The organism is uncultured Imperialibacter sp., from assembly GCF_963974565.1.
Lineage (GTDB): Bacteria > Bacteroidota > Bacteroidia > Cytophagales > Cyclobacteriaceae > Imperialibacter > Imperialibacter roseus.
Genome location: NZ_CAXBCJ010000027.1, coordinates 32,156 through 48,967 on the forward strand (window position 1 = coordinate 32,156; position 16,812 = coordinate 48,967).

At 46.7% G+C, this 16,812-nt stretch carries 11 protein-coding genes; 7 read left to right on the forward strand and 4 right to left on the reverse strand.

All coding sequences use genetic code 11. The features are described from left to right. Positions 1-9 precede the first annotated feature (9 nt). From carB to AAC052_RS25560, 4 genes are all read right to left on the reverse strand, one after another. Positions 10-2,823, reverse strand: a complete 2,814-nt coding sequence (carB, locus tag AAC052_RS25545) for a carbamoyl-phosphate synthase large subunit (RefSeq protein WP_317489454.1) — start codon at positions 2,821-2,823, stop codon at positions 10-12. Between the two features lie 217 nt (positions 2,824-3,040). After that, positions 3,041-4,435, reverse strand: coding sequence for a dihydrolipoyl dehydrogenase (gene lpdA / locus AAC052_RS25550; protein ID WP_339816013.1), 1,395 nt, complete (start codon positions 4,433-4,435; stop codon positions 3,041-3,043). Between the two features lie 34 nt (positions 4,436-4,469). After that, positions 4,470-5,990, reverse strand: a complete 1,521-nt coding sequence (odhB, locus tag AAC052_RS25555; RefSeq protein ID WP_317489452.1) for a 2-oxoglutarate dehydrogenase complex dihydrolipoyllysine-residue succinyltransferase — start codon at positions 5,988-5,990, stop codon at positions 4,470-4,472. 17 nt (positions 5,991-6,007) lie between these two features. Further along, positions 6,008-8,731 carry a 2-oxoglutarate dehydrogenase E1 component gene (locus AAC052_RS25560; RefSeq protein ID WP_317489451.1) on the reverse strand — a complete coding sequence of 908 codons (2,724 nt, stop codon included), beginning with the start codon at positions 8,729-8,731 and terminating at the stop codon, positions 6,008-6,010. 269 nt (positions 8,732-9,000) lie between these two features. Between AAC052_RS25560 and AAC052_RS25565 the strand changes: the two genes are divergently transcribed. The 7 genes from AAC052_RS25565 to secA all read left to right on the forward strand — a co-directional run bounded on the left by AAC052_RS25565 (position 9,001) and on the right by secA (position 16,808). Then, a complete protein-coding gene (locus tag AAC052_RS25565; RefSeq protein WP_339816014.1) occupies positions 9,001-9,705 on the forward strand; it encodes a 30S ribosomal protein S16 in 705 nt (234 codons plus the stop codon). 5 nt (positions 9,706-9,710) lie between these two features. Further along, on the forward strand, positions 9,711-10,235 hold the full coding sequence (gene rimM / locus AAC052_RS25570) for a ribosome maturation factor RimM (RefSeq protein WP_339816015.1): 525 nt from the start codon (positions 9,711-9,713) through the stop codon (positions 10,233-10,235). Between the two features lie 6 nt (positions 10,236-10,241). Beyond that, on the forward strand, positions 10,242-10,916 hold the full coding sequence (gene trmD, locus AAC052_RS25575; protein ID WP_339816016.1) for a tRNA (guanosine(37)-N1)-methyltransferase TrmD: 675 nt from the start codon (positions 10,242-10,244) through the stop codon (positions 10,914-10,916). A gap of 81 nt (positions 10,917-10,997) precedes the next feature. Next, complete coding sequence (locus tag AAC052_RS25580; RefSeq protein ID WP_339816017.1) at positions 10,998-12,065, forward strand: LacI family DNA-binding transcriptional regulator; 1,068 nt, start codon at positions 10,998-11,000, stop codon at positions 12,063-12,065. Between the two features lie 98 nt (positions 12,066-12,163). Then, positions 12,164-12,520 carry a 50S ribosomal protein L19 gene (gene rplS, locus AAC052_RS25585; RefSeq protein WP_151996269.1) on the forward strand — a complete coding sequence of 119 codons (357 nt, stop codon included), beginning with the start codon at positions 12,164-12,166 and terminating at the stop codon, positions 12,518-12,520. Between the two features lie 74 nt (positions 12,521-12,594). Then, a complete protein-coding gene (gene dapF, locus AAC052_RS25590; RefSeq protein WP_339816018.1) occupies positions 12,595-13,362 on the forward strand; it encodes a diaminopimelate epimerase in 768 nt (255 codons plus the stop codon). 77 nt (positions 13,363-13,439) lie between these two features. Beyond that, the gene (gene secA, locus AAC052_RS25595; protein ID WP_339816019.1) at positions 13,440-16,808 is read left to right on the forward strand and encodes a preprotein translocase subunit SecA; all 3,369 of its coding nucleotides are present in this window, start codon (positions 13,440-13,442) and stop codon (positions 16,806-16,808) included. The last annotated feature ends 4 nt before the right edge of the window (positions 16,809-16,812 follow it).

Sequence of the window (16,812 nt, forward strand, 5' to 3'; positions counted from 1 at the left end):
TCCTACTGTTTAACGACTCAAATAAAGATTTCGTTCTGAATAAATCTTTAAGAAGTAGTCATCCATCAGATCGTCAATGAAATAAATGGCCTCACCCGTCGACTTCATTTCAGGCCCAAGCTCCTTGTTCACATTTGGAAACTTGTTGAATGAAAACACAGGAACCTTGATCGCATACCCTTGCTTTTTAGGTGAAAATTTGAAATCCTTCACTTTCTTCTCCCCCAACATCACCTTTGTGGCATAGTTTACGTAAGGCTCATCGTAGGCCTTGCATATAAAAGGCACAGTACGTGATGCCCTCGGGTTTGCCTCAATAATATACACCTGGTCGTCTTTTATTGCAAACTGAATGTTGATCAGACCAACAGTTTTCAATGCCAAAGCGATGGTTTTGGTGTGCTGCTCAATCTGGCGAATAATAAAGTCGCCCAGGTTGTAAGGAGGAAGCACTGCATAGGAATCACCTGAGTGAATGCCCGCCGGCTCAATGTGCTGCATGATCCCTATGATGTATACATCTTCACCATCGCAGATGGCGTCCGCCTCAGCCTCAATAGCCCCATCGAGGAAGTGATCGAGAAGCACTTTGTTACCCGGAATATCCTTTAGTAAATCGATTACATGAGACTCCAGCTCCTGCTCGTTGATCACAATTTTCATGCTCTGACCTCCCAAAACGTAGGAGGGTCGCACCAGTAGAGGAAACCCAAGCTCCTTCGACAATTCAATGGCCTGGTCAGCATCTTCGATCACGCCAAACTGCGGATATGGGATATTGTTATCTTTTAAAAGGGAAGAAAAGCTGCCTCTGTCCTCGGCAAGGTCAAGAGATTTATAGTCGGTTCCGATAATCTTGATGCCATATCTTTCAAGCTTTTCCGCCAGCTTAAGTGCTGTCTGCCCACCCAGCTGCACAATAACGCCCTCAGGCTGCTCATGCAAAATGATGTCGTAGATATGCTCCCAGAAAACCGGCTCAAAGTACAGCTTGTCAGCAATATCAAAGTCGGTAGAAACAGTTTCTGGATTGCAATTGATCATGATGGTTTCGTAGCCGCATTCCTTAGCAGCCAGCACACCATGCACGCAAGAGTAATCAAACTCAATTCCCTGACCAATTCGGTTGGGCCCTGATCCCAGAATGACAACTTTCTTCCTGTCGCTTCTTACCGACTCGTTCTCATCATCAAAAGTGCTGTAGTAATAAGGCGTTTTCGCTTCAAACTCCGCAGCACAAGTGTCGACCAGTTTATATACCCGCTTTATTCCCAATGCATGACGCTTGGTGTGCACTTCGCTTTCCAGGCAGCCCAAAAGATGGGCGATTTGCCTGTCGGCGTAACCTTTGGTTTTTGCTATCCGAAGAATTTCCGCTGGAATGGTTTCTATTGTAAACGATTCGATCTCATTCTCCAGTTTCAAGAGTTCCTCAATCTGGTCGAGGAACCACATATCAATTTTGCTGAGCTTATGAATGGTCTTCAGCGGAATGCCCAGCTTAATGGCATCATATACATGGAAAAGCCTGTTCCAGCTGGGATGGCGGAGGCTCTCCAGGATTTGCTCCTGATTAGTGACTTCCTTGCCATCGGCACCCAAACCGTTTCTTTTTATTTCAAGCGACTGGCAAGCCTTTTGAAGGGCTTCCTGAAAGTTGCGGCCGATGCCCATTACTTCGCCCACCGACTTCATCTGAAGGCCAAGGCGACGGTCGGCACCCTTAAACTTATCAAAGTTCCAGCGTGGAATTTTTACGATTACATAGTCGAGCGCCGGCTCGAAAAATGCCGAAGTGCTGCCCGTAATTTGGTTTTTGAGTTCATCAAGGTTATAGCCAATGGCTAGCTTAGCCGCTATTTTAGCAATCGGATAACCGGTAGCCTTTGAAGCAAGGGCCGAAGAACGAGATACCCTTGGGTTGATCTCGATGCCCACGATCATGTCGTCTTCGGGGTTAACTGCAAACTGCACGTTGCATCCTCCGGCAAACATACCAATGCCATTCATCATCCTGATGGCCAGGTCACGCATTTGCTGGTATATGGTGTCGGGCAAGGTCATGGCCGGTGCCACAGTGATCGAATCACCAGTATGCACACCCATGGGGTCAAAATTCTCAATGGAGCAAATGATGATTACGTTCCCAATATTGTCCCGCAGTAACTCCACCTCGTATTCTTTCCAGCCAAGGATACTTTGCTCCACCAGCACTTCGTGAATGGGTGAAGCGTGTAGGCCGTTGTTCAATGCCTGATCAAACTCTTCCGGCTTTTCAACAAACCCCCCACCGCTTCCACCAAGTGTGTAAGAAGGGCGGATAACCAAGGGGAAGCCTATTTCCTGTGCTATTTCCTTTCCCTGAAGGAATGACGTAGCCGTCGCCCCTTTACATACATTTACATTCAACTCGTGCATTTTCAACCGGAATTTCTCCCGGTCTTCGGTGGTCTCGATGGCGGCAATGTCCACGCCTATGATCCTGACACCATATTTCTCCCAAAGCCCGGCTTTATCGCAGTCGATAGCGAGGTTAAGGGCTGTCTGTCCGCCCATCGTGGGCAATACGGCGTCAATTTTGTGCTTTTCAAGAATCTGTTTGATGTATTTCTTCTCCAGCGGCAACAGGTACACGTGATCAGCAGTGACCTTATCGGTCATGATCGTGGCTGGGTTCGAATTTATCAGTATTACTTCTATTCCTTCTTCACGAAGCGATCTTGACGCTTGTGAACCGGCATAGTCGAATTCACAGGCTTGTCCGATGACAATAGGGCCGCTTCCAATGATGAGAATTGATTTGATACTGGGGTCTTTAGGCATCTTTAGAATGTATTGAAAGGAGGGTTAGCAATTCACAAATCCCGGCAAAGTTATATGCCACCGCCCGATTATCAAAAGAGATTTCGGAAAGATGGGCAAGAAAAATCAAGATGACCGAGAACCGAGCCCTGTTCGCTAACAGATTCTCATTTATCGATTGTGTAACAATAAAAAAGCCGCCTTTGCAGGGTGGCTTTTGATTTCAAGCAATTGTTTTTTACATGTGAATTGGTCGGTTGTCCGTTGCTGCCAAACACGCTTCTTTCACGGCCTCCATGTAAGTGGGGTGTGCGTGCGACATGCGTGACACATCCTCAGCAGAGGCCCTGAATTCCATGGCTGTGACGCCGGCAGCAATCATATCGGCCGCTCTGGCACCAATAATATGGATGCCCAGTATCTCGTCAGTTTGCTTGTCGGCCAATACTTTCACTAGTCCATCTGTATCTCCCGAAGCCCGAGCTCTACCCAGCGCCTTGAACGGAAACTTGCCGACTTTATATTCCTTCTTCCGATCTTTGAGTTGCTCTTCGGTGTAACCAACAGCAGCTACTTCGGGCCAGGTGTATACAACACCCGGGATCAGGTTGTAATTTATGTGAGGTTTCTGCCCCATAATGGTTTCAGCTACAAACACACCTTCCTCTTCGGCTTTGTGCGCAAGCATGGCACCTTTGATGACATCGCCAATTGCCCAAATATTGTCCACGTTTGTGCGCAGGTGACCGTCCACTTCAACCAGCCCTCTGTCAGTTACCTTTACGCCGGCCTTCTCCAGACCAAGTCCTTCGGTGTAAGCCTTTCTGCCAATCGACACCAGGCAATAATCTCCTTTAAGGTCTATCTTCTCTCCTTTCGGAGTTTCTGCCGTCACGGTCACTTCTTTGCCCTTGGCCTCTACTGCCGTTACTTTGTGGGACAGGTAAAAGTCCATGCCAAGCCCTTTTAGCGATTTCTGCAGCTCCTTACCCATAGTCGAATCCATGGTAGGAATAATGCTGTCGAGAAACTCTACCACAGATACTTTGGCCCCAAGCCTTGCGTAAACCGAGCCTAATTCCATGCCTATAACGCCGCCGCCGATCACTATCATGTGTTTGGGTACTTCGGTCAATTCGAGTGCTTCAGTGCTGGTAATAACTCTTTTTTTATCGATTTTGATAAAAGGAAGGCTGGCGGGCTTAGAGCCAGTAGCGATGATCACTTTCTCGGTGGTAATTTTCTTTTCTTCTTTTCCGGAAACTTTTATGGTGTTCTTGTCTATAAAGGAACCCATGCCATGAAAAACATCGATCTTGTTCTTCTTCATCAGAAAGTTGATGCCGTCGGTGTTTTGTTTCACCACGTCCGTTTTCCTGGCAATCATCTGCTTCAAATTCACTTTCGGCTGGGGAATGTCAATCCCATGCTCCTTAAATGTGTGTGCCGCATTGTGGAAGTGCTCGCTTGAATCAAGGAGCGCTTTTGAGGGAATGCAACCGACGTTGAGGCAGGTGCCGCCCAGGCTATCATATTTCTCAATAATCGCAGTTTTTAGGCCCAGCTGTGCACACCTGATGGCTGCCACGTATCCGCCGGGTCCTGAACCAATTACTGTTACCTGATAATCCATGTTTTTTGTTTTAATGAAAAAATAGTGAAAGGGTTTACACTCCCAAAAGAAGCCTGCTTGGATCTTCGAGAAGTTGCTTCACTCGTACAAGGAAGCTAACAGACTCACGACCATCAATGATACGGTGGTCGTAGGACAGTGCCACGTACATGATAGGCCTGACCACTACCTGACCGTTTTCCACGACAGCCCTTTCTACTATGTTGTGCATACCCAAAATAGCTGCCTGGGGGGCATTAATAATAGGCGTAGAAAGCATAGAGCCGAAAATACCCCCATTGGTGATGGTGAACGTGCCGCCTTGCATTTCGTCAATGCTCAACTTTCCGTCTCTGGCCTTCAATGCCAGCCTCACTATTTCCTTTTCTATTTGATCGAAACTGAGTGCTTCGGCATTCCTTATCACAGGCACCACAAGACCTTTCGGCGTGGATACAGCAATCGAAACATCAGCATAGTCATTATAAACAATTTCTTCTCCGTCGATCTGTGCATTTACTGCAGGCCACTCTTTCAACGCCATCGTAACTGCCTTGGTAAAGAATGACATAAAGCCCAAACCAACTTCATATTTTTCCTTGAAGCTGTCTTTGTATTTTTTTCTCAACTCCATCACAGGCGCCATGTTCACCTCATTAAAGGTGGTGAGCATCGCTGTTTCATTTTTCACAGAAACCAGTCTTCTGGAAATAGTCTTCCGAAGAGAAGTCATCTTCTCTCTGCGCTGTCCCCTTGAAACACCGCCACCGATTTGAGGTGCGGCATAGGATGGAGCCGCTGGCTTTCCAGCATCAGCTTTTGGAGCAGCCGATTTTTCCGCTTTCATAGCGTCCTCCTTGGTGATGCGACCGTCAACTCCGGTTGCTTTCACATCGGAAGCAGAAAGTCCTTTTTCTGCCATAAGCTTTGCCGCTGCGGGAGAGGCATGCCCAGCTGCATAAGATGAACTGCTTGATGTTGCAGGAGCAGCAGCCGGAGCAGGGCTTTTGGCCTCCTCTTTAGCAACTGCACCTTCCATTACTTCAATTTTGCATATTAAAGCACCTATCTCAAGTGTTTCACCCTCCTTGGCAATCACCTGAAGCTTGCCTGTAGCCTCGGCGGTGAGTTCAAAAGTGGCTTTGTCAGATTCAATTTCAGCGATTACTTCATCCAGCTGCACAATTTCGCCGTCTTTTTTGACCCACGAAGATATGGTCACCTCATTGATGGACTCGCCAACCGTGGGCACGTGCATTTCGATTGTCTCGCCAGTCGATGTCGCCTCTTTAGCCGGCGCTGACTTTTCTTCTTTTTTCTCTTCTTTCGCTGGAGCTGCACTGTCGGTGTCAATACTGCATATAACAGCACCAATCTCAACAGTCTCTCCCTCTTTGACCAAAATCTTTATTTTTCCGGCTGACTCAGCGTTTAGCTCGAAAGTGGCTTTGTCAGATTCCAGCTCACACAGAAGTTCGTCCCTCTCCACAATGTCACCATCATTCTTTAACCACTTGGCAATGGTTACTTCGGTTATCGATTCCCCTACTGCAGGGATTTTAACTTCAAGGCTCATTATTTATTAGGGTTTAATTATGCAAATGCTTTTTGTACAATCTCTTCCTGCTCTTTGTTGTGCAGTTTGTAGTAGCCAGTGGCAGGAGAGGCTGCTGCTTTTCTTGAAACCAATTCCATTCTCACTTCAGGGAACATCCTTAACAAGAAGGTCCATGCACCCATATTTTCGGGTTCCTCCTGGGCCCACACGAGTTTGGCTCCTTTGTATTTATTGATTTCTGCGAGGATTTTCTTTCTCGGGAAAGGATGAAGCTGCTCCACACGAACAAGCGCAACGTCCTTTCTATTACTTTTCTGGCGTTCATCCAGTAAGTCAAAATAAATCTTGCCAGTGCACAGGATAAGCTTTTTAACATCCTTTGCTTTTACCTCTGTGTCGCCAATCACTTCCTGGAAACTACCATCGGTCAAGTCGCTTATCGGCGACATCACTAGCGGATGACGGAACAAAGACTTTGGAGACATTAGCACGGCTGGCATGCGGAACGGCATCACCAGCTGACGGCGGAGCATGTGGAAGAAATTGGCAGGTGTAGTCAGGTTACAGAAGAACATGTTGTTGCCTGAGCACATCTGCAGGAATCTTTCCGGGCGGGCGTTGGAATGTTCCGGGCCCTGCCCCTCATAGCCATGTGGCAATAACAGCACAAGGCCGTTCATTCGCTGCCACTTGGTATACGACGGCACAATAAACTGATCGGTCATTACCTGGGCGCCGTTAGCAAAGTCACCAAACTGAGCCTCCCAAATAACCAGCGCATTTGGATTGGCCATGGCATAACCAAACTCAAAGCCCAGCACACCAAACTCTGAAAGCAATGAGTTGAAAATTCTGAACTTTTCCTGACCTTCCTCAATGTGATCCAAACTATTGTGGGGCTTATTAGTGACACTGTCACGCAACACAGAGTGCCTGTGAGAAAAAGTGCCCCTTTGCACATCCTGGCCAGTCATTCTGACAATCTTTTTCTCAAGAAGCAGCGACCCATAAGCCAGTAGTTCAGCAGTTGCCCAGTTGACCGACTTATCTTCGAAAATCATCTCGGTGCGTTGCTTCAGCACTTTGTCAATCTGCTTCAGTGGCTTGAAGCCCTTTGGAATAGTTGTGAGGGCCTTGCCTACTTTATCGATTACTTTTTGATCAACAGAAGTTTTAGGCGGATTTTCAAAATCATCAGGTTTTGAAATCCTCAACTCCTGCCACTCTTTTTCCATCGGGGAGTACTGATAAGGGAGTGGCTTTTGCTTCACCATGTTGAGTCTGTCCTGCAAAAGGTCTCTGAACTCCGAATCCATTTTGTCAGCCAGTTGCGCATCTACATCTCCTCTTTCTATCAGGTGCTTGTTGTACACCTCTCGTGGGTTAGGATGTTTTGATATAATATTATAGAGTGATGGCTGGGTGAACTTTGGCTCATCACTTTCGTTGTGCCCGTGCCGACGGTAGCACACCATGTCAATAAACACGTCTCTCTGGAATTTCTGTCTGAACTCCACTGCCAGATTAACACAGAAAATAACTGCCTCCGGCTGATCACCATTTACGTGAAGCACTGGCGAGTCGATTACTTTAGCCACATCCGTACAGTAGATACTGGACCTGGCGTCGTCAAAGTCTGTCGTAAAGCCTACCTGGTTATTGATAACAAAGTGAATAGTGCCGCCTGTGGTATAACCATCCAGCTTACTCATTTGAACCACTTCGTATACTATACCCTGACCAGCCACCGCCGCATCTCCATGAATAAGGATAGGAAGCACCTTGGTCGCATCGTTTTTGAATTCCCGGTCGACCTTTGCTCTCAGAAACCCTTCCACTAACGGATCAACCGCCTCAAGGTGAGATGGGTTGGGCGCCAACCTTAGATCTACTGTATTACCTGATGGAGTTACTATCTGGCTGGAGTAGCCCATATGGTATTTTACATCACCATCGCCCATGGTCTGGTCGGTGGCTGCATTCCCTTCAAACTCATTGAATATCTGCTCATAGGTTTTCCCCATGATATTGGCCAGCACGTTCAGCCTACCCCGGTGAGCCATGCCAATCATCACTTCCTGCACACCCAGCTCAGCTCCTTTATTAATTATGGCGTCAAGTGCTGCTATTGTTGTTTCGCCGCCCTCGAGAGAGAACCTCTTCTGCCCAACATATTTTGTGTGAAGGAAATTCTCGAAAACAACTGCCTCGTTCAGCTTCCTGAGTATCCTTTTTTTCTCATCAATAGAAGGATTAAAGTTCAAAGCGTCGAATTCGACCTTCTTCTTGTACCACTCCAAAATATCCGGCTCCCTGATATACATATATTCGAAGCCAACAGCACCTTCGTAAATCTGTTTAAGAGATTCTACAATTTTCCTTAACGTCGCTTTCCCAATACCAATCGCCGCCCCTGACTGAAATTCAACATCAAGATCCGCTTCCGACAACCCAAAGTCGCTAAGGTCAAGCAGGGCCTTCCGATCCTTCCTTTCCCTTACCGGATTAGTTTTAGATTTAAGGTGGCCACGTGTTCTGTAGGCATGAATAAGGTTGCTAACGGCGATCTCTTTGTCCGACACTCCTCCTGAGGCAGCCGCGGCATGACCATTTTCGCCATACTTCGATTGAGAGAACTCAAAACCCTCGAAAAATTTCTGCCAGGTAATGTCTACTGACTCAGGATCTTGTTTGTAACTTTGGTATAGTTCATCGATGTAGGACGAGTGTGCGTTAGCGATATAGGAATATTTATCCATGTTGTTGGGTGACGTTTATTCAGGTAAAGGTAAATAATACATTAAATCTATTAAAATCGCATATTCGCTTTAACGAATATATTGGTTATTTCTACTCCAGGGCACTTTTTTTAAGCCCCGTTGGCGGGCAACGTACTTTGCTCGCATTTTTCGCTCCTGAAGCCACTATCAAATTGCTGCGAATGAGTAGGTTTTGCAAAAAAATCTCTATCTTTGCGATCCAATTTTCCGGACGGGTTCCGGAAGAGATTAAATAAAACGAACAAAAAATGGCAGTTAAAATCAGGTTATCACGTCGAGGACGTAAAAAACTTGCAATGTTTGATGTGGTTGTGGCTAACAGTACTTCGCCACGGGATGGTAAGTTCATCGAGAAATTGGGAACGTACAATCCAAATACCAATCCGGCAACAATTGTTTTGAATGATGAAAAGGCATTTGACTGGGTTATGAAAGGTGCGCAACCTTCTGATACCGTTAGAGCCATGCTTTCTTACAGGGGAATTCTTTTGAAAAAACACCTTCAGATTGGTGTGAACAAAGGAGCCATTACGCAAGAACAGGCTGATGCCAAGTTCGAAGAGTGGAAGAATCAACAAGATGCCAAAGTGACTGGCAAAGTTGAGTCTCTGGCTAAGAAGAAAGAAGACGAAAGAAAATCACGTCTTGCTGCTGAAACCAAGGTGAGCCAGGCAAGAGCTGAAGCTATTCGTAAGAAGGCTGAGGTTGCTGCTGCGCCCGAAGCCAGCGAAGAAGCTGCAGTAGAAGAGGCTGCGGTTGCGGTAGAAGCACCTGCTGCTGAAGTAACTGAAACAGCACCAGTGGTAGAGGAAACACCTGCTGCTGAAGCACCAGTTGAAGAGGCTCCAGTGGCTGAAGCACCTGCTGCAGAGGAAGCTCCTAAAGCAGAAGCTCCGGCAGAAGAGGCCCCTAAGGCCGACGCTCCTGAAGCAGACGAGAAAAAAGAAGAGTAGTCCTTATGCATTTGGATGATTGCTTTCAGCTTGGGGTAATCACCAAAACCCATGGCACAAAGGGCGATGTTCAGGTTTGGATCGATTCGGACGACCCTGGGCATTACAAAAATCTGGAATCAGTTCTGTTGTTGATCAACAACGAATTGGTTCCTTTTTTTTTAGAGCATTGGTCACTCAATGGCAAAAAGGCCATTGCTCGGTTCGACGAAGTGAGGTCGTTGGATGCGGCTGAGAAGCTTGCCGGCACGGAGGTCTACCTACCAGAAAGCAGCCTGCCGGAACTTTCGGAAGGGCAATATTTCTTCCACAATCTGGTAGGACTTGAGGCAGTTGAAGAGGGCAAAGTATTGGGCACCATATCAAACATCCTTAACTTTCCGGGGCACGACGTGCTAGCCATCGATTGCCAGGGAAAGGAAGTGCTTGTGCCAATCAGCGACGATATTATTAAAGCGGTGGATTTAAAAGCGAAATCGGTGACCCTGCAGCTTCCACCCGGTTTGCTTGATATATACTTAGACTCTTAGGCAGTCATGGTAAGATTCGACATTATTTCATGTGTACCTGAGCTGCTCAAAAGCCCTTTTGAACACAGCATTCTCAAAAGAGCCATCGACAAGGGCCTCACGGAAGTTAAAGTGCACAACCTGAGAGATTACGCTGTCAACAAACATAAAACTGTTGACGACTACGCTTACGGCGGCGGAGCTGGCATGGTGCTGCAAATAGAGCCCATCGACCGCTGCATCCAGGCCCTCAAATCCGAACGAACCTACGACGACGTTATATATATGAGTCCTGATGGGGAGCTGCTTACCCAAAGGTTGGCCAACGGCCTGGCTATGAAAGGGAACATGATTTTGCTCTGCGGGCATTATAAAGGAGTTGACGAAAGAGTGCGTCAGCACCTGATAACAAGAGAAATCAGCGTTGGCGATTTTGTGCTGTCGGGCGGAGAACTTGCTGCCGCCATTGTGTGCGACGCAGTGATCAGGCTTATTCCTTGCGTGCTAAACGACGAAACCTCCGCACTTACCGACTCCTTTCAGGATGACCTGATTGCACCGCCGGTTTACAGCAGACCAGCCGACTACAAAGGCATGAAAGTGCCGGATGTATTGCTGTCAGGAAACGACGCACTTATCGACGACTGGAGGCACGAGCAGTCGGTGCAGCGAACGAAAGAGCGAAGACCAAATCTACTGTAGACATTCGCCCGCAAACACATTATCCCATATTAATACAGACAATCTTTTATTTTTTTGATTATTTAGAGGTCTCGATTTTTTATGGAAAACAAAAATATACGGATCAAAGATATCGCCCGCCTTGCCGGAGTGTCAGTGGGCACTGTGGACAGGGTGTTGCATAAGCGAGGCAAAGTATCCGATAAGGCACTTGAGAAAGTTCATGCTATCCTTGACCATATTGACTACAAGCCCAACCTCATCGCCAGAAGCCTTGGTCTCAACAGGACGTTTAGGGTCGCCGCCGTGCTACCCGACCCCAAGCTTGACGCTTTCTGGGTGCAATCGCATGAAGGACTGCAACAAAGCGAGCAGGAATGGCAGCAGCAAGGGCTTGTTATTGACTACTACTTTTACGACCTCCACAATAAAGAATCTTACAATCAAGCGTTTGAAAAGGCCATTGCTTCAAACCCTGACGGAGCGGTAGTTGCGCCACTGTTCTATAAGGAAGCGCTGCCCTTTTTCCAAAAATTTCATGAAAATGGGGTGCCTTACATATTGTTCAACACTCATATTGAGCATCCACACCCCTTGTCATTCATCGGGCAAGATCTGTATCAAAGCGGGCGGCTGGCCGCTGAACTGATTTCGCCCGGACTGGCCACTGGCAAAAAACTGGCGATCCTACATATTCACGAGGATTTGCCAAATTCTGCCCACCTTTTGGACAAGGAAAAAGGCTTCAGAGAATATGTAGCTTCGATGTCGGGATTGAATGTGGAGGTAAACACTATCAACCTTGAGGCCCCGGAGAACACCTCCTTCGAAACGGATCTCAGGAAACTCTTTAGCGACCCCCAGTTGCACGGGGTTTACATAAGCACCTCCAAAGCCTATCAGGTGGTGGAATTTATGAAAGCGACCGGCAAAAATGGCTGTAGAATTGTTGGCTATGATTTACTGGAAAAGAACCTTCAATTTCTGAAAGAGGGGTATATCAACTTCCTGATTAATCAAAACCCAAGCAAGCAAGCTGCCTTGTCTATCAGCCACCTTATCAATCACCTGGTGTTTAAGACCACACCACCCAAAGAGGCCCTTCTGCCCCTCGAAATTATCACCAAGGAGAATATTGACAGCTATAAGCCAGCACTTGCCGCACAATAACTGCCAAAAGAAGATTTTTATTTGATTGTATTATTTGTCTTTAAAAACATAGTCGTATATTTGCAGTCCGTTTCAGAATACGGCTTAAATAGACAGTCATGAGCGAGTTGATAAAACTAGTTGAAGCAGAGTACCAGGAGAAGAGAAATTCACTGCCCGCATTTAAGGCTGGTGATACTATAAATGTACACGTGAAGATCACGGAAGGTAACAAAGAGCGTATCCAGCAGTTTCAGGGTACCGTTATCCAACGTAAGAATATCAGCACGAATGGGGAAACCTTTACTGTAAGAAAAGTATCTTCAGGTATTGGTGTGGAAAGAATTTTCCCGATTATGTCTCCAAGCGTTGAGAAAGTTGAATTGGTTCGTCAGGGATCAGTTCGCAGAGCCCGTCTTTACTACCTTCGTGGTAGAAAAGGAAAAGCCGCAAGGATCAAAGAAAAAATGTCCTAAGGGATTAAATAAAATAGCTGAAAAGCCAACTCTCGGGTTGGCTTTTTTCGTTTACTTGCTATTAGTTTTATGCTATGGAAATTCGTTTTCACAAATATCAGGGCACAGGTAACGACTTCATTCTCATCGATGACAGGGAGCTCCAATTTCCTGATGACCTGACCGTTATAGAAACCCTTTGCCATCGCAGGTTTGGCATCGGCGCAGACGGACTCATTCTGATACGCAATCATCCCGAGTACGACTTTGAAATGGTCTACTACAATTCCGACGGCTCGCAGAGCATGTGCGGGAACGGTAGCAGGTGCGCAGTGCACTTTGCGAAGTCTCTTGGCATGGCCACCAACAGAACTACTTTTATGTCTACCGACGGGCCTCATGAAGCGACCATCAAAGAAGACATTGTTTCTGTGCAGCTTTATGATGTGGACAGCGTTGAAGAACTTACTGACGGCGTTTTCATCAATACGGGATCCCCACACCATATTGCCTTCCATGAAGATGTTAAAAACTTCCCTGTTGTGCCGGAAGGAAAAGCTATTCGCTTTAGCGAGGCCTATGCCCCCAAGGGTACCAATGTTAACTTCGTAGAGTTAGAGGATGGCAATGCAATCTTTGTGAGGACTTATGAAAGAGGGGTAGAAGGCGAAACGCTGTCGTGCGGCACTGGAGTCACAGCTTGTTCGCTCGCCGCATCACTCAAAGGATATAAAAGCCCGGTAATAGTTCACACCCTGGGCGGAACCCTCGAGGTCAGTTTTGCGGTTAAGGAGGGTGGCTTTAGTGATATTTTCCTGAAGGGCCCGGCCACACCCGTTTACTCAGGCCTCATTGATGTGTAAATCTGTCAAGAAACACCTTGGCAATTAGTATCGATTAGGAAAAAGCGGTTAATTTTAAGGTTTTAAAAAACGACGAAATGTTGAATATATTCACCAAAGGGGTAGCCAAACTTTTTGGAACAAAATCAGAGCGAGATATTAAGGAAGTCCTTCCGCTTGTTGAGCAAATCAAAAAAGAATTTGAGAAACTTAAGAGTATTTCTGACGATGAGTTGAGAGACAAAACCAGTCAGTTCAAAGCGTTCATCAAAGAGGGGAATGCCACTATCCAGAAGGAAATTGACGATTTGCATCAGAGGATAATCGACGAACCGGATTTGGATATTGACCAGAAAGATGACGTATTCAAAAGAATAGATCAACTCGAAAAAGACAAGAACAAGAAAATTGAAGATTCGCTGCTTAAACTGCTGCCGGAAGCTTTTGCCGTAGTGAAGGAAACCTCCAGGCGACTTGCTGAGAACAAGAAGCTGGTGGTGAAGGCCACTCTCATGGATAAGCAGATGGCGGCTACCAAGCCCCACATAAAAATCACTGGAGACACTGCCGAGTGGTCCAATAAATGGCTCGCTGCAGGCACTGAGGTAGAGTGGAACATGGTGCACTACGATGTGCAGCTCATTGGTGGTGTTGTACTGCACTCAGGTAAAATTGCCGAAATGACGACCGGTGAGGGAAAGACCCTTGTGGCTACTTTGCCTGCCTACCTGAACGCCCTTGCAGGCAAAGGCGTACATATTGTTACAGTAAACGACTACCTGGCCAAGCGTGACTCAGAGTGGAACGCTCCCTTGTTCCAGTTTCATGGGCTGACGGTTGACTGTGTTGACCGGCACCAACCCAACTCACAGGAAAGGAGAAACGCTTATCTCGCCGACATTACCTACGGCACCAACAACGAATTTGGCTTTGACTACCTGCGGGACAACATGGCCAGAAGCCCGGAGGAATTGGTTCAGCGGGAACACCACTACGCCATGGTGGATGAGGTTGACTCTGTTCTTGTGGATGAAGCAAGAACACCACTTATCATTTCCGGTCCTATACCTAAGGGAGATGAGCATGAGTTTTACGAACTGAAGCCCAGAATATTTAAGCTGGTTGAATCTCAACGCAAGCTATGTTCACAGTTTTTGAATGACGCCAAAAAACAAATTGCTGAGGGCAACGAGACAGATGGCGGCTTGTCACTGTTCAGGGCTCACAGAGGGCTTCCCAAATACAAGCCTTTGATCAAATACCTCAGTGAAACAGGCATAAGAAATGTTCTTCAAAAAACGGAGAATATCTACCTGGCTGACAATCAAAGAATGATGCCGGAAGCAGATGAGCCTTTGCTTTTTACCATTGAGGAAAAAAATAACTCTATCGAGCTGACTGAAAAAGGCGTCGATATGATTACCGGCGATGGTGAAGATCCCAATTTTTTCATTATGCCTGACATTGGGATGGAAATTGCCAAGCTTGAGGGTGACACCTCTCTTGCTGAAATCGATATTCTAAAGAAGAAAGAGTCGGTTATCAAAGACTACCAAATTAAAGCGCAGCGCATCCACACCGTCAACCAGTTGCTAAAAGCCTACACGCTCTTCGAAAAAGACACTGAGTATGTGGTGATTGATGGGAAAGTAAAGATTGTGGATGAGCAAACCGGCCGCATGATGGAAGGTCGTCGCTATTCAGACGGTCTTCACCAGGCAATCGAAGCCAAGGAAAATGTGACGGTGGAAGATGCCACGCAGACTTATGCGACCATCACGCTACAGAACTACTTCAGAATGTACCACAAGCTGGCAGGTATGACTGGTACTGCCGAAACCGAAGCTGGTGAACTTTGGGAGATTTACAAACTTGACGTGGTCGTTATTCCGACCAACAGGCCAATCGTCCGGAAAGACATGGAAGACAAGGTCTACAAGACCATGCGTGAGAAGTTCAATGCTGTTATCGATGAAATTGTTGCGCTGACTGAGGCAGGCAGACCCGTGCTGGTGGGTACTACTTCTGTTGAAATTTCGGAGGTACTAAGCCGCATGCTTAATATCCGCAAGATTAAACACAACGTACTGAATGCCAAGCAACACCAACGGGAAGCAGAAATTGTGGCGGAAGCAGGCCATCCTTCTACCGTGACGATTGCCACCAACATGGCGGGACGTGGTACGGACATAAAACTGACCGAAGAGTCGAAAAAGGCTGGAGGTTTAGCTATTGTAGGAACGGAAAGACACGAATCAAGAAGGGTAGACAGGCAGTTGAGAGGCCGATCAGGCCGACAAGGTGACCCTGGGTCTTCGCAGTTCTTTGTGTCTCTTGAAGACAACCTGATGCGTTTGTTCGGCTCAGACAGAATTGCCAAGTGGATGGACAGAATGGGATTGGAAGAAGGTGAAGTAATCCAGCATTCGATGATTACCAAGTCGATTGAAAGAGCGCAGAAGAAGGTAGAAGAGAACAACTTTGCCATGCGTAAGCGCCTCCTGGAATATGATGACGTAATGAACTCGCAGAGAGAGGTCATCTATACAAGAAGGAAGAATGCCTTGTTCGGTGAAAGACTACAGCTTGACATCCTCAACATGATGTACGATACGTCTGAGGATCTGGCCATATCAGCCACTGCCTCTCAAGACTATGATGGCTTTAGACTGAATGTTCTTAGCACCTTTGGCCTCGATATGCGTATCAGTCAGGACGAGTTTGCCGGTATCAAAAGCGATGCACTTGCTGCAAGACTTTACGACGAAGTGTTGGCACACTATACAGCCCGAAAAAACACTATAAGAGAAAAAGCGCTTCCGGTTCTTAAGCATACCCTTGATAATAAAGGAGCCACCGTGGTGGATATTCTCGTGCCATTTACGGACGGGAAGAAGCAACTCGGCATTGTGGTGAACTTAAAGAAAGCGGTGGATACTGAGGGTAAGGAGATGGTGGCCGCCATGGAGAAAATGATCACGCTGGCACTCATCGACCAAACCTGGAAGGAGCACCTTCGTGAGATGGACGATTTGAAGCAATCTGTTCAAAATGCGGTATACGAGCAAAAAGACCCACTTTTGATCTACAAATTCGAAGCCTTCGAATTGTTCAAAGTATTCCTTGCCAAGGTAAATGAGGAAACTATGTCATTCCTTATCAAAGCCGATATACCAAGCCAGGATCCAAGTCAGGTAAGAGAAGCTCGTCAAACCCGCACAAAAAGTGACTACAAAGAAAGTAAGGAAGAATCACGTTCTTTGCTGGAAGGAAAAGAAGGACAACCAGTTGGCTCTAGGCCTGCCGTTACCCGACCAGAACCAATGAAGTCGCAAAAAGTGGCTGGAAGAAACGATCGGGTGACTGTGCAGTACACTGATGGAACTTTAAAAGAAGGGGTGAAGTACAAAACAGTGGAACAGGATGTGAATAATAACAAATGCGTTGTGATCAATATTGAAGACTAACCAG

Bases quoted from the DNA above. Each gene is read 5' to 3' on its own strand.
- carB (WP_317489454.1), bottom strand. From the start codon at position 2,823: ATGCCTAAAGACCCCAGTATCAAATCAATTCTCATCATTGGAAGCGGC.
- lpdA (WP_339816013.1), bottom strand. From the start codon at position 4,435: ATGGATTATCAGGTAACAGTAATTGGTTCAGGACCCGGCGGATACGTG.
- odhB (WP_317489452.1), bottom strand. From the start codon at position 5,990: ATGAGCCTTGAAGTTAAAATCCCTGCAGTAGGGGAATCGATAACCGAA.
- AAC052_RS25560 (WP_317489451.1), bottom strand. From the start codon at position 8,731: ATGGATAAATATTCCTATATCGCTAACGCACACTCGTCCTACATCGAT.
- AAC052_RS25565 (WP_339816014.1), top strand. From the start codon at position 9,001: ATGGCAGTTAAAATCAGGTTATCACGTCGAGGACGTAAAAAACTTGCA.
- rimM (WP_339816015.1), top strand. From the start codon at position 9,711: ATGCATTTGGATGATTGCTTTCAGCTTGGGGTAATCACCAAAACCCAT.
- trmD (WP_339816016.1), top strand. From the start codon at position 10,242: ATGGTAAGATTCGACATTATTTCATGTGTACCTGAGCTGCTCAAAAGC.
- AAC052_RS25580 (WP_339816017.1), top strand. From the start codon at position 10,998: ATGGAAAACAAAAATATACGGATCAAAGATATCGCCCGCCTTGCCGGA.
- rplS (WP_151996269.1), top strand. From the start codon at position 12,164: ATGAGCGAGTTGATAAAACTAGTTGAAGCAGAGTACCAGGAGAAGAGA.
- dapF (WP_339816018.1), top strand. From the start codon at position 12,595: ATGGAAATTCGTTTTCACAAATATCAGGGCACAGGTAACGACTTCATT.
- secA (WP_339816019.1), top strand. From the start codon at position 13,440: ATGTTGAATATATTCACCAAAGGGGTAGCCAAACTTTTTGGAACAAAA.